The organism is Variovorax sp. 38R (assembly GCF_014843395.1).
In the GTDB taxonomy this organism is placed as follows: Bacteria; Pseudomonadota; Gammaproteobacteria; order Burkholderiales; family Burkholderiaceae_C; genus Variovorax; species Variovorax paradoxus_H.
Genome location: NZ_CP062121.1, coordinates 155,584 through 176,829, shown reverse-complemented (window position 1 = coordinate 176,829; position 21,246 = coordinate 155,584). Strand labels below are relative to the sequence as shown.

General features: G+C 68.1%; 19 protein-coding genes and 1 pseudogene. 9 read left to right on the top strand and 11 right to left on the bottom strand.

From position 1 onward, the window contains the following. Positions 1-49: 49 nt before the first annotated feature. The 3 genes from IG196_RS00800 to gtdA form a co-directional block, all read right to left on the bottom strand. On the bottom strand, positions 50-1,264 hold the full coding sequence (locus tag IG196_RS00800; RefSeq protein WP_192194550.1) for a 3-hydroxybenzoate 6-monooxygenase: 1,215 nt from the start codon (positions 1,262-1,264) through the stop codon (positions 50-52). A gap of 16 nt (positions 1,265-1,280) precedes the next feature. After that, entirely contained in the window at positions 1,281-1,985 is a 705-nt protein-coding gene (locus IG196_RS00795) for a fumarylacetoacetate hydrolase family protein (RefSeq protein WP_192194549.1), read from the bottom strand. A gap of 70 nt (positions 1,986-2,055) precedes the next feature. Further along, the gene (gene gtdA, locus IG196_RS00790; RefSeq protein WP_192194548.1) at positions 2,056-3,141 is read right to left on the bottom strand and encodes a gentisate 1,2-dioxygenase; all 1,086 of its coding nucleotides are present in this window, start codon (positions 3,139-3,141) and stop codon (positions 2,056-2,058) included. A gap of 130 nt (positions 3,142-3,271) precedes the next feature. On the opposite strand from gtdA, the gene IG196_RS00785 reads away from it, so the two are divergent. The 6 genes from IG196_RS00785 to IG196_RS00760 all read left to right on the top strand — a co-directional run bounded on the left by IG196_RS00785 (position 3,272) and on the right by IG196_RS00760 (position 7,337). After that, positions 3,272-4,168 (top strand): LysR family transcriptional regulator, encoded by an 897-nt coding sequence (locus tag IG196_RS00785; protein WP_099794666.1) that lies wholly within the window; start codon positions 3,272-3,274, stop codon positions 4,166-4,168. A 98-nt stretch (positions 4,169-4,266) separates the two neighbouring features. Beyond that, positions 4,267-4,716 carry an acyl-CoA thioesterase gene (locus IG196_RS00780; RefSeq protein WP_192194547.1) on the top strand — a complete coding sequence of 150 codons (450 nt, stop codon included), beginning with the start codon at positions 4,267-4,269 and terminating at the stop codon, positions 4,714-4,716. Positions 4,717-4,804: 88 nt separating this feature from the next. Next, positions 4,805-5,302, top strand: coding sequence for a phasin family protein (locus IG196_RS00775; RefSeq protein ID WP_192194546.1), 498 nt, complete (start codon positions 4,805-4,807; stop codon positions 5,300-5,302). 126 nt (positions 5,303-5,428) lie between these two features. After that, positions 5,429-6,142 carry a TetR/AcrR family transcriptional regulator gene (locus IG196_RS00770; RefSeq protein WP_192194545.1) on the top strand — a complete coding sequence of 238 codons (714 nt, stop codon included), beginning with the start codon at positions 5,429-5,431 and terminating at the stop codon, positions 6,140-6,142. A 7-nt stretch (positions 6,143-6,149) separates the two neighbouring features. After that, positions 6,150-6,998 carry a hypothetical protein gene (locus IG196_RS00765; protein WP_192194544.1) on the top strand — a complete coding sequence of 283 codons (849 nt, stop codon included), beginning with the start codon at positions 6,150-6,152 and terminating at the stop codon, positions 6,996-6,998. An 81-nt stretch (positions 6,999-7,079) separates the two neighbouring features. Beyond that, the gene (locus IG196_RS00760) at positions 7,080-7,337 is read left to right on the top strand and encodes an acyl-CoA-binding protein (protein WP_192194543.1); all 258 of its coding nucleotides are present in this window, start codon (positions 7,080-7,082) and stop codon (positions 7,335-7,337) included. A 4-nt stretch (positions 7,338-7,341) separates the two neighbouring features. Here IG196_RS00760 and IG196_RS00755 read toward each other — a convergent pair whose 3' ends face one another. The 4 genes from IG196_RS00755 to IG196_RS00740 are packed head-to-tail and all read right to left on the bottom strand — an operon-like array spanning position 7,342 to position 12,138. Next, positions 7,342-8,580 carry a CaiB/BaiF CoA transferase family protein gene (locus IG196_RS00755; RefSeq protein ID WP_192194542.1) on the bottom strand — a complete coding sequence of 413 codons (1,239 nt, stop codon included), beginning with the start codon at positions 8,578-8,580 and terminating at the stop codon, positions 7,342-7,344. Between the two features lie 42 nt (positions 8,581-8,622). Further along, positions 8,623-8,937 (bottom strand): polyhydroxyalkanoic acid system family protein, encoded by a 315-nt coding sequence (locus IG196_RS00750; RefSeq protein ID WP_192194541.1) that lies wholly within the window; start codon positions 8,935-8,937, stop codon positions 8,623-8,625. Next, positions 8,930-10,078, bottom strand: coding sequence for an aminopeptidase (locus IG196_RS00745; RefSeq protein ID WP_192194540.1), 1,149 nt, complete (start codon positions 10,076-10,078; stop codon positions 8,930-8,932). The genes IG196_RS00750 and IG196_RS00745 overlap by 8 nt, the downstream gene beginning before the upstream one ends. Beyond that, on the bottom strand, positions 10,078-12,138 hold the full coding sequence (locus IG196_RS00740; protein WP_192194539.1) for a molybdopterin-dependent oxidoreductase: 2,061 nt from the start codon (positions 12,136-12,138) through the stop codon (positions 10,078-10,080). Before IG196_RS00740 ends, IG196_RS00745 begins: the two co-directional genes overlap by 1 nt. A 58-nt stretch (positions 12,139-12,196) precedes the next feature. Here IG196_RS00740 and IG196_RS00735 point away from each other — a divergent pair, with 58 nt between their 5' ends. After that, positions 12,197-13,330: an ABC transporter substrate-binding protein gene (locus IG196_RS00735; protein ID WP_192196880.1), complete on the top strand. Its 1,134-nt coding sequence runs from the start codon at positions 12,197-12,199 to the stop codon at positions 13,328-13,330. A gap of 282 nt (positions 13,331-13,612) precedes the next feature. Here IG196_RS00735 and IG196_RS00730 read toward each other — a convergent pair whose 3' ends face one another. The 4 genes and pseudogenes from IG196_RS00730 to IG196_RS00715 all read right to left on the bottom strand — a co-directional run bounded on the left by IG196_RS00730 (position 13,613) and on the right by IG196_RS00715 (position 18,512). Then, the gene (locus tag IG196_RS00730; protein ID WP_192194538.1) at positions 13,613-14,707 is read right to left on the bottom strand and encodes a M14 family metallopeptidase; all 1,095 of its coding nucleotides are present in this window, start codon (positions 14,705-14,707) and stop codon (positions 13,613-13,615) included. After that, positions 14,704-15,915 carry a M20 aminoacylase family protein gene (locus IG196_RS00725; RefSeq protein WP_192194537.1) on the bottom strand — a complete coding sequence of 404 codons (1,212 nt, stop codon included), beginning with the start codon at positions 15,913-15,915 and terminating at the stop codon, positions 14,704-14,706. Before IG196_RS00725 ends, IG196_RS00730 begins: the two co-directional genes overlap by 4 nt. Positions 15,916-15,970: 55 nt before the next feature. After that, a complete protein-coding gene (locus IG196_RS00720; RefSeq protein ID WP_192194536.1) occupies positions 15,971-17,164 on the bottom strand; it encodes a glycerophosphodiester phosphodiesterase in 1,194 nt (397 codons plus the stop codon). Between the two features lie 300 nt (positions 17,165-17,464). Continuing rightward, a pseudogene (locus tag IG196_RS00715) lies at positions 17,465-18,512 on the bottom strand (IS110 family transposase). Between the two features lie 238 nt (positions 18,513-18,750). On the opposite strand from IG196_RS00715, the gene argE reads away from it, so the two are divergent. After that, complete coding sequence (argE, locus tag IG196_RS00710) at positions 18,751-19,917, top strand: acetylornithine deacetylase (protein ID WP_095743248.1); 1,167 nt, start codon at positions 18,751-18,753, stop codon at positions 19,915-19,917. Next, complete coding sequence (locus IG196_RS00705) at positions 19,910-21,169, top strand: DUF445 domain-containing protein (RefSeq protein ID WP_225616876.1); 1,260 nt, start codon at positions 19,910-19,912, stop codon at positions 21,167-21,169. Before argE ends, IG196_RS00705 begins: the two co-directional genes overlap by 8 nt. Positions 21,170-21,246: the final 77 nt, after the last annotated feature.

The following is a 21,246-nucleotide window of genomic DNA, read 5'->3' as shown; positions in this document are numbered from 1 at the left end:
CTCCTGGGCCTTCGGCCTCGTGGGTAGGGAATATCGTAGAAAAACCGTGTCAGCGCGGCGCGGGCGCGTCGCCCAAACAGTGCTCGGGCCGCCAGGCATAGAGCCATTCGACCGCATCGTAGAAACGTTCGGGCGTGCGCCCGGTCCACAGGCTGTTGCGCACGAGGCGCTCCACGCCCTGGGCGTGGTACAGGCGCCCCATCTCGCGCACCGACAGCACGACGCGCGCGCAGCGTGCGATGCGGGCCTGTTCGTAGCGCTGGAAGGCGGCGGTCATGTCGAAGTCGCAAGCTTTCACGGCCTCGCCGAGCGTCACGGCGTCTTCGAGCGCCATGCACGCGCCCTGCGCGAGGTACTGCATCATGGGATGCGCCGCATCGCCGAGCAGCGTGGCCGGGCCTTCGCTCCAGCGTTCGACGGGGTCTCGGTCGGCGGTGCTCCAGCGGCGCCACGAGGTCGGGCGATCGAGCAGCTGGCGCGGGCGCGCATGCACGCCTTCGAAGTACGACAGCACCTCTTCTTTGCTGCCGTCGGTGACGCCCCACTCTTCTTCCTCACGGCTGTGGAAGGTGACGACCAGGTTGTACTGCTCGCCATGGCGCAGCGGGTAGTGCACGAGGTGGCAGTTGGGGCCGGCCCAGACCACGGGTGCGTTCCATTGCAGGTCGGCGGGCATGTCGGCCGCAGGCACCACGGCGCGGTAGACCACGTGGCCCGACACGCGCGGCGCGTCGCCGATGAGCTTCGCGCGCACCACCGACTTCACGCCGTCGCAGCCCACGATGGCATCGGCCTGAAAGCGGCGGCCATCGCGCGTGACCGCAGTGACGCCGTGCGCGCCGGTGTCGATCGCCTCGACCTGCGCCGAGGTGTGGAAGCGGATCAGCGGATGCTGCTTCACGGCTTCGTGGATTGCGCCGTGCAGGTCGGCGCGGTGGCTCACGGCATAGGGATTGCCGAAGCGCGCGCGGAAGGCCTCGCCGACGGGCACGGAGGCCACCTCGGTGCAGTCGACGGCGTCCATCATCACGAGCCGGTCGGTGAACACCGAACTGCGGCGCACGGCCTCGCCCACGCCCAGCGCGTCGAGTGCCGCGAAGGCATTGGGGCCCAGCTGCAGGCCGGCGCCGATCTCGCCGATGACGGCGCTTTGTTCGAGCAGGTCGATGGCCACGCCCAGGCGTGCGAGCGCGAGCGCGGCGGCCATGCCGCCGATGCCGCCGCCGACGAGCAGCACGGAAGGAGGTTGCTTCGAGAGGGTCATGCGCGGGCCGGGGCGATCAGTCGATGCGGACCGTGAGCGACGGCAGGCGCTCGATATTGACCTTGATCGTCTGGCCCGGCTTCACCGCGCCCACGCCTTCGGGCGTGCCCGTGAAGATCAGGTCGCCGGGCTGCAGCGCGAACAGCGTCGAGAGGTTGGCGATGACTTCGTTCACCGACCAGATCAGGTGCGTGATGTCGCTGTTCTGACGCACCTGGCCGTCGACCTCAAGCGTGATGGCGCCGGCGTTGATCTCGCCCACGTCGGCCAGCGTGCGCAGCGGCGCGATGGGGGCCGAGAAGTCGAAGGCCTTGCCAATCTCCCACGGGCGGCCGGCTTCGCGCATCTTCATCTGCTGGTCGCGGCGCGTCATGTCCAGGCCCACGGCGTAGCTGTGGATGTGGCTGGCGGCCTGGTCGACCGGAATGTCCTTGCCGCCCTTGCCGATGGCGACCACCAGCTCGGCTTCGTAGTGGTAGTTGCTCGTGAGCGAGGGGTACGGCACGGCGCCGGTGGCGCCTTCGGCCACGGGCACGACCGAGGCGTCGTCGTTGGGCTTGCAGAAGAAGAACGGCGGTTCGCGGTCGGGGTCGAAACCCATCTCGCGCGCATGCGCCGCGTAGTTGCGGCCGACGCAGTAGACGCGGCGCACGGGGAACTGCTTGTCGGAGCCCACGATGGGCAGGCCGACGATGGAAGGGGGCGTGAAGACGAAAGACATGAAGGCTCCTGCCGCGTGGGACGGCACATCAGACAAACAAGAAAAAGAAGGAAGGAAGGTCGCCGCGCTTTCAGGCGTCTTCGAGGAAGGCTTCGCGCAGGATGCCCATGGCCTGCTGCACAGGGCGATCGGAAAAGCTGAAGAGCACGGTGTCCTCGCTCGGCGACGACAGGCGCAGCGGCGCCCACGAGGGCACGACGAAGGTGTCGCGCGGGCCGAAGTCGAAACGCTGGCCGGCAATCTCGGCCGTGCCATGGCCTTCGACCACGCTGTAGACGGTGCCGTCGGTGGCGCGGTGCGTCCGGCCCGCGAAGCCCTGGGGCAGCAACTGCAGCTGGGTCGAGATGGTCGGCATCGGCGAACCGCCCGTCAGCGGGTTGATGTAGCGCAGCTTGTGGCCGAGCCAGGCATCGGGCGCTTCCTGCTTCTGCAACTGCGCCAGCGCCTCGCGGCTGCGCAGGTAGGGGTAGTTGAAGATCGGCGAGGTGGCCGAGGTGTGGTCGTGCCGCACCGGCACCATGTTGTGGCCGAAGCGCGCGAGGCTGTGGCCTTCGGGCCGCGCCACGTGCTGCAACTTGGCGTCGTCGTTCTCGGCAAAGCCGGCGTCGAAGAAGCGCAGCATGGGAATGTCGAGCCCGTCGAGCCACACCACCGGCTCGGTCACGCCTTCGATGCCTTCGTTGCCGTGGTCGTGCCAGGCCCACGAGGGCGTGATGATGAAGTCGCCAGGGTGCATGGTCGTGCGCTCGCCGCCCACGGTGGTGTAGGCGCCCTTGCCGTCCACGATGAAGCGCAGCGCCGACTGCACATGGCGGTGCGAGGGCGCCACCTCGCCCGGCATGATGAGCTGCAGGCCGGCGTAGATCGACTGCGTGATCGACGCGTTGCCGGGCAGCGCCGGGTTCTCGAGCACCAGCACGCGGCGCACGGCCTCTTCGGCGGTGATGAGGTCGGCCGACTCCATGAGCAGCGGCCGGATCTCGTCGTAGCGCCACAGCGCGGGCACGCACGGGCTCTTGGGCTCGCGCGGCACGAGCACGTGCAGCGACTCCCACAGCGGCGAAAGGTTGAGCGGGCGGATTCGGGCGTAGTAGTCGCGGCGCTCGGCCAGGTTGGCAGGCGCACCAGATACGGCGCTGGAAGAGGCGGGGTTCATGGGTCGGTGTCTCCGTTGGCCGGCATTGTTGTCCCGCCCCACTATTTGCTCAAGACCGCGTGCCAATACACGGAATTCGAAATTTCGATAATGGTGTCTTTCGCCTTCACCACCCAGCCCACGTCACCCCATGTCCAAGCTCGATCTCGAATGGCTCGCCGTGTTCGACGAGGTCTACAAGACCGGCAACGTCACCAAGGCCGCCGAGCGGCTGGGCATGGCGCAGGCGGCGGCCAGCACGGCGCTGAACAAGCTGCGCGCGCACTTCGACGACCGCCTGTTCACCCGCACCGCGCAGGGCATGCAGCCCACGCCGCACGCCGAGCGCATCTACCCGAACCTGCGCGAGGCGCTGGCGCAACTCGCGCAGGCGCAGGGCAACCGCAGCAGCTTCGAGCCGGCGCATGCGCAGCGGCGCTTTCGCATCTGCATGACCGACATCAGCGAGGTGGTGCTGCTGCCCGGCCTGCTCGACCACCTGCGGCACGCGGCGCCGGGCGTGCACATCGAGACCGAGATCATCTCCACCCACAGCGGCCGCCGATTGCAGGACGGCGACGTCGACCTGGCCGTGGGCTTCATGCCGCAGCTGGACGCGGGCTTCTACCAGCAGGTGCTGTTCATGCAGAACTTCGTCTGCCTGGCGGCGCAGAACCATCCGCGCATCGGCGCCAAGCTCACGCGCAAACGCTTCGAGGAAGAGGCGCACGCGGTGGTGTCCAGCTCGGGCACGGGGCACGCCATCGTCGACACCACCATCGCGCGCCTGGGCCTGAAGCGCAACGTGGTGGTGCGGCTGTCGAGCTTTTTGAGCGTGGCGCGCATCGTGGCCCACACCGAGCTGATCGTGGTGGTGCCGCGCATCCTGGGCAACGTGCTGGCCACGCAGGAGCCGGTGAAGGTGCTGGCGCCGCCGTTCACGCTGCCGGCCTACGCGGTCAAGCAGCACTGGCACGAGCGCTTTCATGCCGACCCGGGCAACGCCTGGCTGCGCCGCACGCTGGCCCAGCTGTTCAGCGGCAGCTGAGCGCCGGCGGCAAGGCGACGGGCGGGTGCCAAAGCGAGTCCGGGCGCTCGCATAATCGCGGCTCCCCACCCACTGCCCACAGAGAAAAGGCGCGCCCCATGTCTTCCATCACCCTCCGGTTTCTGGCCGAACCCAGCACCGTCAACTTCGGCGGCAAGGTCCACGGCGGCACGGTCATGAAGTGGATCGACGAGGCCGGCTACGCCTGCGCCACCAGTTGGGCCAAACGCTACTGCGTCACCGCCTTCATCGGCAGCATCCGCTTCCACCGGCCGATCATGATCGGCGACCTGGTCGAGGTCGAAGCCCGCCTGGCCTACACCGGCACCACCAGCATGAACATCTCGGTCGAGGTGCGCAGCGGCGACATGAAGGGCGGCGTGATGGAAAAGACCACCGAATGCCTGATCGTCTTTGTCTCGGTCGACTCGCACGGCCGGCCGCTTCCCGTGCAGCCCTTCGTGCCCGGCACGCCCGGCGAAATGGCGCTGGCCGAGCGCGCCAAGTCGCACCTCGATGCCAGCCGCGCCGCCGGCGGCACGCCCTGATCCTGGGCGCGGGGATAGGCGGCGCGCCCTAACCACGGGGCGCGCGGGCGGCTAGAGTCATGCGATTGCATACCAAGGAACACATTGCATGGCCACCTCCAAAGACGACAGCAGCAGCACCAGCGACGACAAGACCGACCGCATCAAGGACTCGGCCCAGCAGATCTGGCTCGCCGGCCTCGGCGCCTTCGCCAAGATGCAGCAAGAGGGCAGCAAGGCCTTCGAAGCGCTGGTCAAGGACGGCGCCGGCATGCAGAAGAAGACCCAGCAGGCCGCCGAAGAAACCCTGGCCCAGGCGCAGCAGCGCATGGCGGGCTTTGCCAGCGAGTTCGGCACCAAGGCCGCCGGCCAGTGGGGCAAGCTCGAGAACATCTTCGAAGAACGCGTGGCGCGCGCGCTCGAAAAACTCGGCGTGCCCTCGGCCGCCGACGTGGCTGCACTGCAGGCCCGCATCGAGGCGCTCGAAGCCCAGCTCAAGCAGCGCGATGCCAAGGCCGCCGCAACGGCGCCTCGCAAGTCCACCGCGCGCAAGGCCGCGCCAGCCCCCGCCGCCAAGAAGACCCTGCGCCGCACCAAGGCCGGCTGACATCGTTCTGGAATTGCGGCACTGCACAAAAATTCAGCGCCGCAAAACATGTCCCGCACCGTTCATGGTGCAGCGCACATGCGCTAGAGTGCCCCCAAGACCAAGAGAAACCACGGGGGCACCGACATGGCAAAGAAGGCGCCACGCCGCACTGCGCAACGCATCCTCGAAGCCGCATTGGATTTGTTCAACCGCTTCGGGGAACCGAACGTGTCGACCACGCTGGTGGCCGGCGAGCTGAACATCAGCCCCGGCAATCTCTACTACCACTACCCCGCCAAGGAAGAGCTGATCAACAAGCTCTACGAAGGCTACGAAGCCGAGCTCAACGAACTGCTGCACGCCAGCGAGGGCGTGCACGACGTGGAGGACGCCTGGTTCTTCATGCACAGCCTGTTCGAGCTGATCTGGCGTTACCGCTTCCTGTACCGCGACCTCAACGACCTGCTGAGCAAGAACCGGCACCTGGAGACCCAGTTCCAGCTCGTGCTCAAGAACAAGGCGCGCGCCATCCGCCAGCTGATCGCCGGCCTGAGCCGCGCCGGCCACCTGGACATCGACGCGCACGAGGTCGACACGCTCGCGCAGAGCATGGTCGTCGTGCTGACCTACTGGCTCAGCTACGAGTACGTGCGCAACCCGCGCCAGGCGCTGGAGCCCGCGCACGCGCAGGGCGCGCTGATGCGCGGCGGCCACCACACGCTGCACCTGCTCGCGCCCTACCTCGCACGCGACCAGCGCCGCCACCTGCTGACGCTGAGCAATGCCTACAACGGCGAAAACGCCGCAGCAAGCAGCAACCCCAGCCCCGTGCCACCGACGGTCGATATGGCGGCCTAGAACATCCATGCCCCACTCCGATTTCAAACCGCTCTCGCTGCTGTCCGCCGGCCCTGCCGCGGCCACTGCCGCCGCCGGCACCGAACCCTGGACGCCCCTTCCCTACCCCGATGTGCCGCGCTACGACGCGCGCAGCCTGCTCACGCACTGGCCACGCCTGCACGCGGGCCACGCGCTGCCGCCGCCCGCGGCCGACGCACCGCTGGCCGAGGGCTGGGCGCTGTACCACAGCGGCGAGTTCGAACGCGCCGCCGCCCTCGGCCTGCGGCACGGCCCCGACGGCCTGGCGCTCGCCAACCAGGCGACCGCGATCTACGCCAACTACTTGGAGCCGCGCGAAGCCGTGCGGCTCGCGCTGTTCCGTCAGGTGATCGAACGCGCCGGCGCGCAGGTCGCGGCCGAGCCCGACAACTGCCAGGCGCTCTACTGGCAGGCCTACGCGCTGGGCCGCTACAGCCAGGGCATCAGCGTGGCGCGCGCCCTGGCGCAGGGCCTGGGCACCAAGCTCAAGGGCGCGCTGGAACACGTGATCGAACTGCAACCCGAGCACGGCGACGCGCACCTCGCACTGGCCGCCTTCCACGCCGAGGTGATCGACAAGGTCGGCGCGCTGGTCGGGCGCATGACGTACGGCGTGCGCGCCGAGACCTCGATCGAGCTGTTCGAGCGCGGGCTGGCGCTGCACCCGCAATCGGCGGCCGGGATGATGGAGTACGCGCGTGCGCTGCTGATGCTGCACGGCGAGTCGCGCACGGGCGAGGCGAACGGGCTGTATGAAAAGGCGGCGGCGCTGACGCCGGCGGATGCGCGGGAGCGGCTGGATGTGGAGCTGGCACGCGCAGGCCTGACGGACTGAAAGGCTGGAACGCTTGCGATTGGTACCAGTTGGTACCAATCCATTTAAGATGCGCGTTTTCTGACCTTCTTCCCGACCGCCATGTCCGACCTCAACGCCCTATTCGAAGCCGCCCAGGCCAACTCCAAGCTGCTGGCCGAGCGCCCCGACAACCCGACGCTGCTGAAGATCTACGGCCTGTTCAAGCAGGCGACCGAAGGCGACAACACCGCCAAGAAGCCCAGCTTCAGCGACATCGTCGCGCGCGCCAAGTGGGACGCGTGGACCGCCCAGAAGGGCGCCACCGCCGACGAAGCGAAGCAGAAGTACATCGACCTGATCGAGTCCCTCCGGGGCTGATCGGCTAGCCGACGATCCCGCGCTCCTGCAGCGCGGCGATCTGCTCGGCGCTCAAGCCGATCTCTTTCAGCACCGCCTCCGTGTCCGCCCCCAGCGCCGGCGCATTGCGTCGGTGGCCGGCCGGCGTGAGCGACAGCTTGGGCACGAAACCCGGCACCGCGAGCGCGCTGCCGTCGGGCATCGTCACCTCCTGCAGCATGCCGCGCGCGGCGTAGTGCGGGTCGGTCGCGATGTCGGCGATGGTGTAGATGCGCCCGGCCGGCACGTGCGCCGCATCGAGTGCTGCCAGCACCTCGCTCACCGAGCGCTGCGCAGCCCAGTCGCCGATGGCGGCATCGAGCATGTCGACCTGCGCCACGCGCCCCGTGTTGCCCGCCAGCGCCGGGTCGGCCGCGAGGTCGGGCCGGCCGATGCAGGCCATGAGCCGCTTGAAGATGCTGTCGCCGTTGCCCGCGACGATGGCGTAGCCGCCGTCGGCGCAGCGGTACGCGTTGGTGGGTGCAATGCCCGGCAGCGCGCTGCCGGCCGCCTCGCGCACCGCGCCGAAGGCGCCGTACTCGGGCAGCAGGCTTTCCATGCAGTTGAAGACCGCCTCGTAGAGCGCGACATCGACCACCTGGCCGCGGCCTTTCGGGAATTCGGCGCCCACCGTGGCGTGGCGGTGCTGCATCGCCATCAGCACACCGATCACGCCATGCAACGAGGCCAGCGTGTCGCCGATCGACACGCCCACGCGCACCGGCACGCGGCCCGGCTCGCCCGTGAGGTGGCGCAGCCCGCCCATGGCCTCGGCCACCACGCCGAAGCCGGGCCGGTCGCGGTAGGGACCGGTCTGACCGTAGCCGCTGATGCGCAGCATCACGAGCGCGGGGTTGGCGGCCAGCAGGTCGTCGGGCCCCAGGCCCCAGCCTTCCATCGCGCCGGGGCGGAAGTTCTCGACCAGCACATCGGCCTCGGCCGCGAGCTGGCGCACGATGGCCTGCGCCTCGGGCTCGCGCAGATCGAGCGCCAGCGAGCGCTTGTTGCGCGACTGCACCTGCCACCACACGGAAGTGCCGTCCTTCAGCAGCCGCCAGGTGCGCAGCGGGTCGCCCGCGCCGGGCGGCTCGATCTTGACCACGTCGGCGCCGAAGTCGGCCAGCGTGCGCGCCGCGAACGGGCCGGCGATCAGTTGCCCGAGTTCGACGACCTTGAGGCCGGCCAGCGGGCCCGCGGCCGGAGGGGAAAGAGAGCTGTGCGTCATGGCTTCCGAGTGTGCCGTGCCGCCCGGAAGAAGCGCCGCGCCTCAGGCGAAGCGGCTACCGCCCTGCGGCGCTTCGAGCAGCGCGTCGAGGTTGCGCGCGATCTTCTGCTCGATCTGGTCGCTGAAGCTGCTGAACAGGAAACCCAGCGTCGCTTCGAGCCGGAAGGTGTCGGCCGTGACCTCCACCGTGCCGTCGATGCCCGCGCGGCTGAACTCGGCGACATCGCAGTCGGTGCCCTCGGTGTAGGTGCATTCGAGACCGTAGTCCTGCTCGACCTGATGCACCCATTGGCGCGCGACTTCGCGGGCGCCGGCAATGCCCAGCGTGTGGTTGCGTTCGATTTGGATGTCAGGCACCGTGGTCTCCGTTGTCGTCGTGTGTGCGGCCTTGGCGCGCGTGGGTGTGCAGGATACCCGTGGCGGCCTGCAGGGCGCTGCGGCGCTCTTCCGTCGTGGGCAGCGCGGCAATGCGCCGCACCGCAGTGTAAAAGCGCGGCCAGTCGCGGCCCTCGCGTTCGAACAGCGCCTCGAAGCTGGGCACCAGGTCGTCGTACGCGCCCTGCGCACCGAAGGCCGCGTTGTTGGCGCGCGCCACCCAACCGTCGTAAGCGTTCTGGCGCGGACCGGTCCAGCCCGTCTTCAGCGCGGCATAGCGCTCGCGGAAGTCGGCCATGGCGGCCTGCTTCTGCGCCTCGACCTTCGTCCAGTCCTTGGCCTTGGCTTCGGGCGATTCGTACACCTGCGTGAGCGCGCGGCGCGTGTTGAGCGCGAGCGCGCGAAAGTCCTGCCGCTGCGCATTGAACTGCGCGTATTCGGCGCGCGCCGCCTCGCCGGCTTCGCGCTGCAGCCACATCGCGCCGCCGATGCGCTCGACGGCCGTGGCGTACGACTCGTTGAACACCGTGTCGCCCGACACATAGAGCACCTGATGCGCCAGCTCGTGGAACACAAGGCGCGCCAGTTCGCCTTCGGGGTAGCCGATGAAGGTGGACAGCAGCGGATCGCCGCCGGCCCAGTTCATCCAGCCCAACGTGGAGTAGGCGGGCACGGGGTACACGGCCACTTCGAGGCCGTTGGTCTTCTGCGCCTCGGCCTCGGTTTTCGCGGCGGCCTCGTCGTAGTAGCCGCGGTAGCCCACGCAACCCGCGACCGGGAAGCACCAGCTCTTCAGCGTGAGCGAGTACGGCGGTGCGGCGACCACGTTCCACACGGCGGCGGGGCGGTGCAGGTCGGCATACGAGGTGTAGCTGGCGTTGTCGGGCAGGCCGAGTTCGCTCGACGCGAAGCGGCGGATGCGCTGCGCGAGTTCGAGCTTGGCCTTGAGCGGCGCCCCCACGGCCGGATCGGCCAGCCATTCGGGCACGGGCTTGGCCGCGCGCAGGATGTCGAGGTGGCCATTGGCCGATTGCCAGTAGTAGCCGAGGTCGGCGCAGCCGGAGAGAAAGAACGCGCCGGCAAGTGCCAGTACCGCCAGCGCAGGCGCACGCAGCGGCCGCATCACGCCTTTTCGACCTGCACCAGGCAGTCGTAGAAGGTCGGGCCGCGGCCGATGTCGGTGAGGCGCTGGCTGGTCAGCTCGTTGACGTTGGTGCCATCCATGCCGAGCTTGCGCCACCAGATGCCCATGCCGTGCACCACGCCGCGGCGCGCGCGGCGCGACACCTCGGCGCGGCAGCGGTGCTCGCCGCGCTGGTTGAACACGCGCACCGTGGCGCCGTCCTCGATGCCGCGCGCGGCGGCATCGTCGGCGTGGATCTCGAGCAGCGGCTCGACCTCGATGGCGCGCAGGCTGATCACGTTGACGAAGGTCGAGTTGAGAAAATTGCGCGCCGGCGGCGAGATCATCGCCAGCGGGAATTCGGTCGAGCTGCCGGCCGGTTCCCAGTTGGGCACATGGTCGGGCAGGCCGTCGATGCCCATGGCCTGCAGGCGCTCGCTGAAGAACTCGCAGCGGCCCGAAGGCGTGGGAAATTTGCCTTCGGCGAACGGCGCCTCGGCCAGCTTCAGGCTGGTGAAGCCCTGCGCGCGCAGCTGGTCGAAGTCGATCGCATTCTCGGCAAAGGCGGTGCGGCACAGCGACTCGTCGCTTTCGGCAAAGCAGGGCTCGTCGAAGCCCATGCGGCGCGCGAGTTCGCGGAACACCCAGGCGTTGCTGCGGGCCTCGCCGCGCGGCGCAACGGCCGGCTGGTTCAGCAGCACGTCGGTGTGGCCGTAGCTGCAGTGGATGTCCCAGTGCTCGAGCTGCGTGGTGGCGGGCAGCAGGTAGTCGGCGTAGTCGGCGGTGTCGGTGCGGAACTGCTCAAGCACCACGGTGAACAGGTCTTCGCGCGCAAAGCCCGCCACCACCTTGGCCGACTCGGGCGCCACCGCCACGGGGTTGCTGTTGTAGACCACGACGGCCTTCACGGGCTTCGCGGTGTCGAGCAGCGCATCGCCGATGGTGCTCATGTTGATGGTGCGCGGCTTGCGCCCGGCCAGCAGATCGGGGCGCTGCAGCGCGGCGCGGTCGACCGGGTAGTGGCCCGAGCTGCTGAGCAGCAGGCCGCCCGCGCGGTCGCGCCAGGCGCCGACCAGCGACGGCAGGCAGGCGATGGCGCGTGCCGCGTTGCCGCCGCCGCGCACGCGCTGCATGCCGTAGTTCAGGCGGATCGCGGCCGGCTTGGTCGTGCCGTAGGCCTGGGCCAGCGCCACGATCTGTGCTTCGGGAATGCCGCAGACCTCGGCCGCGCGCGACGGTGGCCACTGCAGCGCGCGCTCGCGCAGCTGCTCCCAGCCCAGCGTGTGGTTCGCGATGTAGTCGTGGTCGAGCCAGTCGTGCACGATGAGTTCGTGCATGAGCGCCAGTGCCAGCGCGGCGTCGGTGCCGGGCAGCAGCGCGATGTGCTCGTCGCACTTGTCGGCGGTTTCGGTCTTGCGCGGGTCGATGCACACCAGCCGCGCGCCGGCGCGCTTGGCAGCCTGGGCGTGGCGCCAGAAGTGCAGGTTGCTGGCGATGGAGTTGCTGCCCCATATGAGGATGAGCTTGGCCTCGGCGAAGCACTCGATGCGCATGCCGACCTTGGCGCCCAGCGTGTAGACCATCGCTTCGCCGCCCGCCATCGAGCAGATGGTGCGGTCCAGCAGCGAGGCGCCGAGCTTGTGGAAGAAGCGCCGGTCCATCGATTCGCCCTGCACGAGGCCCATGGTGCCCGCATAGCTGTAGGGGAGAATTGCTTCCGGTTCGGCCTGCAAACCCTGAAGATGCGCGGCGATGTCGTCCAATGCTGCCCCCCACGAGACGGGCTCGAAATGGCCGCTGCCCTTGGGTCCCACGCGTTTCAGGGGCTGCACCAGCCGCTCGGCATGGTCATTGCGTTCGATGTAGCGGGACACCTTGGTGCACAGCACGCCGCCGGTGTGCGAGTGGGCGGGGTTGCCTTGCAGCTTCACCGCCACGCCGTCCTTGACGGTGGTGACGAGCGCGCAGGTGTCGGGGCAATCGTGGGGGCAGGCGCCGAGCACCGTGGAGGGTGCGGTGGCGTCGGGCGTGTCGAGGAGGGAATCCGTTGCGTGGGCCATCGAACAAGTCTAATTTGAGTATCAACACACTGGGCAGAGGGAAGATTTCACCATGACGATGCATCTGAATCGCAGGCATTTTTCGATCGCCACGGCGGCCGCCGCCACGCTGGGCGGCTTCGGCATCGCCCGGGCGCAGAGCGAAACGCCACTGGTGCTGGGCCAGTCGGCGCCGTTCACGGGGCCCGCTGCGCAGTTGGGCATCCAGTTCCACCAGGGCGCCAAGCTGTTCCTGGACCCATACAACGCCCAGCCGGGCCGCCGCAACGTGGTGATCAAGAACCTCGACGACGGCTATGAGCCCGATCGCTGCGCGGCCAACACACAGAAGCTGATCGAGGAAGACGTGTTCGCGCTGTTCGGCTACATCGGCACGCCGACCAGCCTGGCCGCGCTGCCGCTGGCGGTGAAGGACAAGGTGCCGTTCATCGCGCCGTTCACGGGCGCCATGTCGCTGCGCGAGCCGTTTCATCGCAACGTATTCCATCTGCGCGCTTCGTACAACGACGAGACGGCATTGATGGTGAAACAGCTCACCCACCTGGGCATGAAGAAGATCGCGGTCTTCTACCAGAACGACGCCTACGGCAAGGCCGGCCTTGACGGCGTGACGCTGGCACTGGCCCAGCAGGAACTCAAGCCCGTGGCGCTGGCCACGGTGGAGCGCAACTCGGCCGACGTGGCCGCCGCGGTGAAGACGATCGTGGCGAGCCAGCCGGCGGCGGTGGTCCAGGTCGGTGCCTACAAGGCCTGCGCGGCGTTCATCCGCGAGGCGCGCAAGGCAGGTTACGGTGGTGTGTTCTTCAACCTCTCGTTCGTGGGCACGCAGGCGCTGGCGGACGAGCTGGGCAAGGAGGCGGCGGGCGTGATGGTCACGCAGGTGGTGCCGTCGCCCTACAACCAGGCCAATGCGCTGGCCCGCGAGTTCACCGAGGCGGTGCGCAAGGCGGGCGGCGGTGCGAGTGCCAATTTCTCGAGCATGGAAGGCTACCTGGCCGCGAAGGTGCTGACCGAGGGCCTGCGCCGCGCACCGGGCGGCAAGGGCACGCGCGAAGGGCTGATCGCGGGGCTGGAAAGCATCGAGCGGCAGCAGTTCGGCGGCTTCGAGGTGTCGTTCTCGCCGAAGAGCCATGTGGCTTCGCGGTTTGTCGAGCTGTCGATGCTGACGGCGGATGGGCGGGTGCGGACTTAAGGTCTGGCTTGTTTCAGGGCGCGTGCACAGGCCACCGGGTACTTCCCTCCGCGAATGTCCCCCGGGCTTCGCCCTCCTTGATTTCGCTGCGGGAAGCACCCAGTGTCCTGCGCCCGCTGAGCGCTGTCGTTGTGCGGGCCGATCAACAGCCGCACTGCCCAACGCTCACGTCGATGGGGTGCCTTGCGCAGCGAAATCAAGGGGGAGCCCGAAGGGCGGAGGACATTCGCGGAACAAGGTACCCCGTCGGCGTGAGCACGCCAGAGCGCACGCCAAAACGGTTCAGGCGCTGAGCCCGTCCACCGCCTGGAACATCGCCTGCCGCGCCTGGCTCACGATCTGGCCGCGCCAGGCGTCGCTGTCTGTATAGAACGCCTCCACCATGCGTGCGCGGATGCCATCGGCCAGGTCGGCCGGTGCGTCGGGGTGCTTGTGCAGCCAGTGGTCGGCGCGCAGCGCGCCGGTCACTTCGAGGATTGGCAGCGTGCCGTATTCGAGCGCGATGCCGGTGTACTCGGCTTGCGGGCACTCTTCGTACACGACGTCCCACATCAGCCCGCGCAGCAGCGCCGAGGTCGAGGAACCGTCGTAGATCGAGGTGACGGGCGCGGCGGGCGTGCCCCACCATGCGTTGGCGCGGGCGTAGGCGACCTTGTCGTCGCGGCAGGCAAAGATGCGCTCGCCCAGGCCGTTGGGGCCGAGGCCTGTGTGCAGGTCGATCCAGGCGAGGCGCTTGGCGTTGCCTGCATGGCGACGGAGCACGCTGCGGATGGTCTTGTTGCTCCACGTGGGCGCCTTGCCGCCGAAGAACAAGCCATCGTCGAACTGGTACTGGCCGCTGGTCACCGCCGCCTGGTAGGCCGTGGCGCCGTGCTTCTCGATCCACTTGTCGATCGCGGCCTGGTTGTCCGGCGTCGGCGGCCAGGTGTCGGGCAGCAGCAGCGGATGCAGCTTGGCGTAGGGCTCGTTGACCGGCACGGGCTTCGAAAAGTCGAGGAAATTGCGGTTCAGGTCGACGTTCTCGTGCGTCACGCGGCGGCCGTACGAAAAGCCGTGCGGGTTCAGCGCATGCACGTACAGCACGGCCACGCCCTGCGCCTTGGCCTTCTCGCGCCACTCGGCATCGTGCAGCGCGAACACCTGCACGCCGCTGCCGCAGTGGCCTTCGACGCCATGGCAGGCGCTGGTGACGACGAGCAGCCGCTCGGCATTGGCGTCGCCATCGAGCGCCACGTCCATCGACAGCTCTTCGCCGTCGCGGCCCTTGAGCGGGTGCGCGTGCGGTTCGACCGTGAGGCCGGCGCTGACGCAGCCCTGCAGGAACTTCTGCCGCGCTTGGGCGTAGCGCGGCGAAAAGGCCTCGCCGATGCCGATCATGAAACGTTGCCGCCGCTGCTGCCGGGCTTGAGGAACTGCTCGGCGATCTGCACCCAGCAGGTGGCGCCCAGCGGAATGAGGTCGTCGTTGAAGTCGTAGCTCGCGTTGTGCAGCGTGCATGGGCCTTCGCCGTGGTGCACGTCGCGGTGCGCGCCGTCGCCGTTGCCGATGAAGGCGTAGGCGCCGGGCTTGGCCTGCAGCATGAAGGCGAAGTCTTCCGAGGTCATGGCGGCCTCCTGCTTGAGCACGTTCTCGGGGCCGACGATGTCGCCCATCACGCGGCGCGCAAAGTTGGCCTCAGCCTCGGTGTTGATGGTCGGCGGGTAGTAGCGCTCGAAGCGGAACTCGCAGGTGGCGTCGTGCGCGGCGCAGATGTGCTCGCTGATCTGCTGCATCTTGGCCTCGATCATGTCGAGCACTTCGAGGGAGAAGGTGCGCACGGTGCCCGACAGCTCGCAGTTGTCGGGGATCACGTTGTTGGTTTCACCGGCGTGGATGGTGGTGACCGAGATCACCGCCGAATCGGTCGGCTTCATCTTGCGCGTGAGGATGGTCTGGAAGGCCTGCACGATCTCGCAGGCGATCGGCACCGGGTCGATGCCGGTCTGCGGCAGCGCGGCATGGCCGCCCTTGCCGACCACGTTGACGTGGAACTTGTTGCCCGAGGCCATCACCGGGCCGGGGCTCACGGCGAACTGGCCGGCCTTCATGCCGGGCCAGTTGTGCATGCCGAACACGGCGTCCATGGGGAACTGCTCGAAGAGCCCTTCCTTGATCATCTCGCGCGCGCCGCCGCCGCCTTCTTCGGCCGGCTGGAAGATCAGGTAGACGGTGCCGTCGAAGTTGCGGTGCTTGGCCAGGTGCTGCGCTGCAGCGAGGAGCATCGCCGTGTGGCCGTCGTGGCCGCAGGCGTGCATCTTGCCGTGGTGCTGGCTGGCGTGGGCGAAGGTGTTGAGCTCGGTGACGGGCAGCGCGTCCATGTCGGCGCGCAGGCCGACGGCGCGGTTGCTGGTGCCGTTCTTGACGATGCCCACCACGCCCGTGGTGCCCAGGCCGCGGTGGATGGGGATGCCCCACTCGGTGAGCTTGCCTGCCACCACGTCGGCGGTGCGGACTTCTTCGAAACAGAGTTCAGGGTGGGCATGAAGGTCACGCCGGACGGCCGCGATGCCGGCCGCCTGCGTGACGAGCGAGTCGATGAGTTTCATAGGACACAGTCTAGGCTTTGCGGAATGCGCCGCAAAGACCGTGCCGGGCAAACCCTCAGCGGCCGATGCTCTTCAGGTAGTCGGTTCGCGCAGCCCGCGCGGTGTCGGTGAAGTCGGTGAAAACGCCATCGACGCCGAGCTTGTAATAGACCGCGTATTCGTTCTTGCCGTCCTTGTTGTAGTCGGACGCCAGCCGGCGCGACTCGTTACGGAACGTGAAAGGGTGAACGAACAGGCCCGCCTTGTGGGCGTCGGCGATCAGCGTGGTGGGGGCCGTCGAGGTGGCGTCGGTGTCGTTGATCTTGCCGTCCTTGTTGACGTCCACCACCTTGCCGTCGGCGCCGACCGTGCCCTTGACGCTCACGATGTAGCGCTTCCAGGGGCCGATGCCGTCGGCATAGGTCTTGATCTCGGCCAGCCCGGCGGGCGTGACCATGACGTCGAAGTTGCGCTTGTCGCCGGCCTTGGTCCACTCGTAGGGGCGGTCGACGGGCACGGCGTAGGTCATGGCGCCGGTCTTCATGTCGATGCCGTCGCCGTCGATCAACTGGATGAGCCGGGTGTTCAGGCCCTTGCTCTTCATGTACTTGAGGCTGCCGGGCTCGAACGACTGCACGTAGATGGGCGCGGTCTTGCTGTTCCAGCCGGCGGCGTTGATGGCGGCGATGACCTTGTCTTCCATGGGCATGCCCAGGTCGCGGAAGTAGGTCGGGTTCTTGGTTTCCGGGTAGATCGCGATGGTGCGGCCGGTTTCCTTCGACTTGGCCTTGGCGAAATCGATGATCTCCTGGAAGGTCGGGATCTTGAACTTGCCGTTGAATTCCTGCGGGCGCTCGGGGTCGGTCGAGATGCCGCCCAGGGTCTTGATCTCGGCCAGCGTGAAGTCGTTGCTGAACCAGCCGGTCTGGGTTTCGCCGTCGACCTGGATGGTCTTCTTGCGCGAGGCAAAGCGTGCGTGCTTGGCCACGTCGGTGCTGATCGCCAGGTTGGGGTCGTGGCGGGCGATGAGCACGCCGTCCTTGGTGGAGACCAGGTCCATCTCGATGACGTCGGCGCCCAGTTCGATGGCGCGCGCGTACGACTCCAGCGTCTGTTCCGGCAGGTAGCCCGAGGCGCCGCGGTGGGCAATGACCAGCGGCGGCTGGCCGTCCAGCGTGAGCAGCTGGTTCGCCGACGGGCCGGTGGTGCCGCAGGCGGCCAGGCTCAGGACGGCCGCGGCGGTCAGGGTGATCTGCAGGGACATGCGCATGTTGTCTTATATGGACGCCTCCCGTGTGGCAAGCGAGTTCTTGAAGTTCCGGCTGGCGGTAATGACTGCGGTCTTATATCCGGCCTGTTTGTGCAGATCGGACCGAAGTCCGCCCGCTGGCCTTGATGGTCATGCGCGGGGTCGGTGCTCATCTCCATCGCGGGCTTCGCGCGAGGGCTTGCCCGAGACAACATTCAGCTTTACCCGACCCGCGGTCCGACCGCTTCACCATCACTTCATCGACTCGACTCACGCACTCTTTGCGGCTTCCACTCCTGTGGTTGTTGTCTCAGGTTGTTGCTAAGCCGCCTGCGCTCGCGCGCCGCAGCCACTTGGTGGAGTGCTTTTCCACTCCGATTGGTACGCCCGCCCGTGCGCCACCAGCGCCCAGGCCGTGCGAGCCATCTTGTTGGCCAACGCCACCACCGCCACATTCAGCGGCCGGCGTCGCAGCAGTTCCTCCAGCCACGTGGGCATGTCCTTGGCGTGCGTGATCACCGCACGCGCACCGTGGATGAGCAATGTCCGCAGGTAGGGGTCGCCGCGCTTGCTCAGGTGCCCGATGCGGGTCTTGCCGCCCGTGCCGCTGTGCGCAGGCACCAGCCCCAGGCTGGCTGCGAACTCCGTCCCGAGCGCCAGCCGCTGGCGTCACCAGCGTTGCGGCCAGCGCCGTTGCACCGAGCACGCCGATGCCCGGCACCTCGCGCAGCGTGCGCGCCTTGTCCAACTGGCGCTGCTGCCCGGCGATCTCGGTTTCGAGCTGATCGATGCTGCGCTCGACTCCTTTGAGCGCTTCGAGCTGCAGGTCGACCAGCCCACGCATCAACGGCGGCAGCTTGTCGTCAATATCGGCGCGCTTGACTGCGATCGTCTTTAGTCCGGCCTTCTTGCCGCCTGGCAGCACCACGCCAAATTCGTACAGCAAGCCTCGCAGCATGTTGAGCGTGGCCGTGCGCACGCTCACCCAGTGCGAGCGCACTCGATGCAGCGACATCACCGCCTGCTGCTCCTTGCTCTTGACCGGTGCGCGGCGAATGTCCGAGTGCTGCGCGGCCAGCCAGATCGCTCGGGCATCGGCTGCGTCGTCTTTGTTGCCGCGCACAAATGCACGTACCTGGCGTGCCGGCAACAACTCCACCTGATGTCCCAGAGCACCCAACTCGCGCGCCCAGTGGTGCGCGCTGCCGCACGCCTCCATCGCCACGCGTGCCGGCTGCAACTGGGCGAAGAACTCGCTCAGCTTGGCCCGACCGAGCTTCCTGCGCCCGATCTCGCCCGTCTCGCTATTGACCCAATGAAGCTGCATCACGTTCTTTGCAATGTCCAAGCCATACGTCGTACGATCCATTTCGGGGCCTCCGTCTGTAAGTGGGTAGATCGAACTTCCACTTTGGCACTCGATGCCGTTGACTGCGAGGCCCCCCTTCCTTGCCCACATCCCCAGCGCTCGCAATCGCTCAGTTAGGGGGAGGCGTCCATACCATCTCCATCCAAACAAAGAAAAAAGAAGAAGCAGGCTACCCGCTGCGCGTGACAACACCGGTACCCATCTGCGCGCGCGTTCAACTTCCCGGACAATCTGTTGCATGCAGCACACGCTTTCTCCCCAGAGCCTCTTGATGGCGCAAACCTTGGTTCGAATGAACACGGTGAGCGCAAACAGCAACCTCGAGCTGATCGACTTCGCCCAGGCCCACCTCGCCGCCCTCGGCGTGAAGAGCCGCATCACCTACAACGCCGAGCGCACCAAGGCGAACCTGTTCGCCACGCTGGGCGAGGGCAAGCCGGCTGGCGTGATCCTCTCGGGCCACACCGACACGGTGCCCTGGGACGGCCAGGCCTGGAGCGTCGACCCGCTGTCGGCCGTGGTGCAGAACGAGCGCCTGTACGGCCGCGGCTCGGCCGACATGAAGAGCTACATCGCGATCGCGCTGGCCAATGCCCAGCGCTTCCTCGAGGGCGACGCGCCCTTCGCGGTGCACTTCGCCTTCACGTATGAAGAAGAGATCGGCTGCTTCGGCGTGCGCGAACTCATTGCCGACATGCGCGACGCCGGCATCAAGCCGCTGGCCTGCATCGTGGGCGAACCCACCAGCATGGTGCCGGCCATCGCGCACAAGGGCGTGTACCGCTACAAGTGCTGCGTGCGCGGCAAGGAGGCGCATTCGTCGCTCACGCCGAAATCGGTCAACGCCATCGAGATGGCCGCGCGCGTGATCGGCAAGGTGCGCGACATGGCCGAAGACTTCGAGCGCAGCGAGCCGCGCTACGACGGTTTCGACGTGCCCTTCAGCACCGCCAGCGTGGGCCAGTTCCACGGCGGCATTGCCGACAACGTGGTGCCGCGCGACGCCGAGTTCCGCTACGAATTCCGCGACCTGCCCACGGCCGACGCCAAGCGCATGCAGTCCGACGTGCTGGCCTACGCCGCGAGCATCGAGCCCGCCATGAAAAAAGTGGCGCCCGACGCGGGCTTCAAGTTCGAAACGATCTGCGAGATCCCGAGCTTCCTGGGCGCCGCCGGCGACCCGGTCACGCTGCTCGCGCAGCGCCTGGCCAGCGAAGACCGCACCACGCTGGTGGCCTTCGGCACCGAAGCGGGCCTGTTCAAGAACGCCGGGATCCCCACCGTGGTGTGCGGCCCCGGCAGCATCGAGCAGGCGCACCAGCCCGACGAGTTCGTGAGCCTGGAGCAGCTCGCGCGCTGCGAGCTGTTCATGGAGCGCCTCGCAACTTCGCACAGCATTGGCTGAAGACCCAAGCAGCGCCGCACTGCAGCGCATGAAGCGCATCGCGCTCGGCCTGCTGTGCGCGGCGGCGCTGCTCTATGCCGTGGCGAGCGCGCTGCATTCGCAGCATCCGGCCTGGGGTTACGTGGCCGCCTTTGCCGAGGCCGCGATGGTCGGCGCCATTGCCGACTGGTTCGCGGTGGTGGCGCTGTTTCGCCACCCGCTGGGCCTGCCGATCCCGCACACGGCGATCATCCCGAGCAACAAGGACCGCATCGGCGCCAAGCTCGCGGGCTTCATCTGCGACAACTTCCTGAGCACCGCGCAGGTGCTGGCCAAGCTGCGCCAGTTCGATGCGGCGGCCCGCATCGCCGAGTGGCTGGCCCGGCCCGCCAGCGGCGAGAGGCTTGGCGAATGGGGCGTGGCCGCCACGCGCTACGGCCTCACCGCCTTCGACGACGAGCGCGTGCGCGACTTCATGGGCCGCGCCGCCGCGGCCGGCCTGGCCAAGATCGACCTCTCGCGCCTCACCGGCCAGGCGCTGGACGCACTCACGGCCGGCGGGCGCCACCAGGCACTGCTCGACGACGTGCTGCAGCAGGTGGCCGAGCTGCTCGACGGCGAGGAGGTGCAGGCGCACATCACCGAAGGCATCGCGCGCGAGATCAAAACGCTGCGCTACGTCGGCCTGGACCAGGTGGCGGCCAAGCTCGCCACGCGCAAGATCGTGGCCGCCATCGCGCGCACGCTGGCCGAGCTGGCGGCCGAGCCCGACCACCCGATGCGCAAGCGCTTCGACCATTTCGTCGATGACTTCGTGGTGCGCCTGAAGCTCGACCCCGAGTTCCAGCAGCGCGGCGAGCAGATCCGCGCCGAGCTCATCGCGCACCCCGCGCTGGGCGACTACCTGCACGGCCTGTGGGGCGAGCTGCTGGGCTGGCTGCACGACGACCTCGGGCGCCCCGACTCGACCATCCGCCAGCGCATTGCCACCATGGCCGGTGCGTTGGGCCAGCGGCTGCAGAGCAACGCGGCGATCCGCGCCTGGATCAACGAGCAGCTCGAAGCGGCCGCGCCGGCGGCCATCGAACGCTACCGGGAAGACATCCGCCGCTACATCGAGGAGCGCGTGGGCGAGTGGAACGCGCACGAGATGACCGACGAACTCGAGCGCCACATCGGGCGCGACCTGCAGTTCATCCGCATCAACGGCACGTTGGTGGGCGGGCTCGTGGGGCTGCTGATCCACACGGCGACACAGTTGCTGCGAGGCTGAAGCTGCGGGTAATCCGCAGCGGACGAAAGTCCGCGTCTTGTCCCGCGAGCGACTGCGCGGCCTCCTCTGGCTCCTAG

Bases quoted from the DNA above. Each gene is read 5' to 3' on its own strand.
- IG196_RS00760 (WP_192194543.1), top strand. From the start codon at position 7,080: ATGTCCGACCTCAACGCCCTATTCGAAGCCGCCCAGGCCAACTCCAAG.
- IG196_RS00735 (WP_192196880.1), top strand. From the start codon at position 12,197: ATGCATCTGAATCGCAGGCATTTTTCGATCGCCACGGCGGCCGCCGCC.
- IG196_RS00745 (WP_192194540.1), bottom strand. From the start codon at position 10,078: ATGCGGCCGCTGCGTGCGCCTGCGCTGGCGGTACTGGCACTTGCCGGC.
- IG196_RS00785 (WP_099794666.1), top strand. From the start codon at position 3,272: ATGTCCAAGCTCGATCTCGAATGGCTCGCCGTGTTCGACGAGGTCTAC.
- IG196_RS00725 (WP_192194537.1), bottom strand. From the start codon at position 15,915: ATGAAACTCATCGACTCGCTCGTCACGCAGGCGGCCGGCATCGCGGCC.
- IG196_RS00780 (WP_192194547.1), top strand. From the start codon at position 4,267: ATGTCTTCCATCACCCTCCGGTTTCTGGCCGAACCCAGCACCGTCAAC.
- IG196_RS00800 (WP_192194550.1), bottom strand. From the start codon at position 1,264: ATGACCCTCTCGAAGCAACCTCCTTCCGTGCTGCTCGTCGGCGGCGGC.
- gtdA (WP_192194548.1), bottom strand. From the start codon at position 3,141: ATGAACCCCGCCTCTTCCAGCGCCGTATCTGGTGCGCCTGCCAACCTG.
- argE (WP_095743248.1), top strand. From the start codon at position 18,751: ATGCAGCACACGCTTTCTCCCCAGAGCCTCTTGATGGCGCAAACCTTG.
- IG196_RS00775 (WP_192194546.1), top strand. From the start codon at position 4,805: ATGGCCACCTCCAAAGACGACAGCAGCAGCACCAGCGACGACAAGACC.
- IG196_RS00755 (WP_192194542.1), bottom strand. From the start codon at position 8,580: ATGACGCACAGCTCTCTTTCCCCTCCGGCCGCGGGCCCGCTGGCCGGC.
- IG196_RS00720 (WP_192194536.1), bottom strand. From the start codon at position 17,164: ATGCGCATGTCCCTGCAGATCACCCTGACCGCCGCGGCCGTCCTGAGC.
- IG196_RS00770 (WP_192194545.1), top strand. From the start codon at position 5,429: ATGGCAAAGAAGGCGCCACGCCGCACTGCGCAACGCATCCTCGAAGCC.
- IG196_RS00795 (WP_192194549.1), bottom strand. From the start codon at position 1,985: ATGTCTTTCGTCTTCACGCCCCCTTCCATCGTCGGCCTGCCCATCGTG.
- IG196_RS00730 (WP_192194538.1), bottom strand. From the start codon at position 14,707: ATGATCGGCATCGGCGAGGCCTTTTCGCCGCGCTACGCCCAAGCGCGG.
- IG196_RS00740 (WP_192194539.1), bottom strand. From the start codon at position 12,138: ATGGCCCACGCAACGGATTCCCTCCTCGACACGCCCGACGCCACCGCA.
- IG196_RS00765 (WP_192194544.1), top strand. From the start codon at position 6,150: ATGCCCCACTCCGATTTCAAACCGCTCTCGCTGCTGTCCGCCGGCCCT.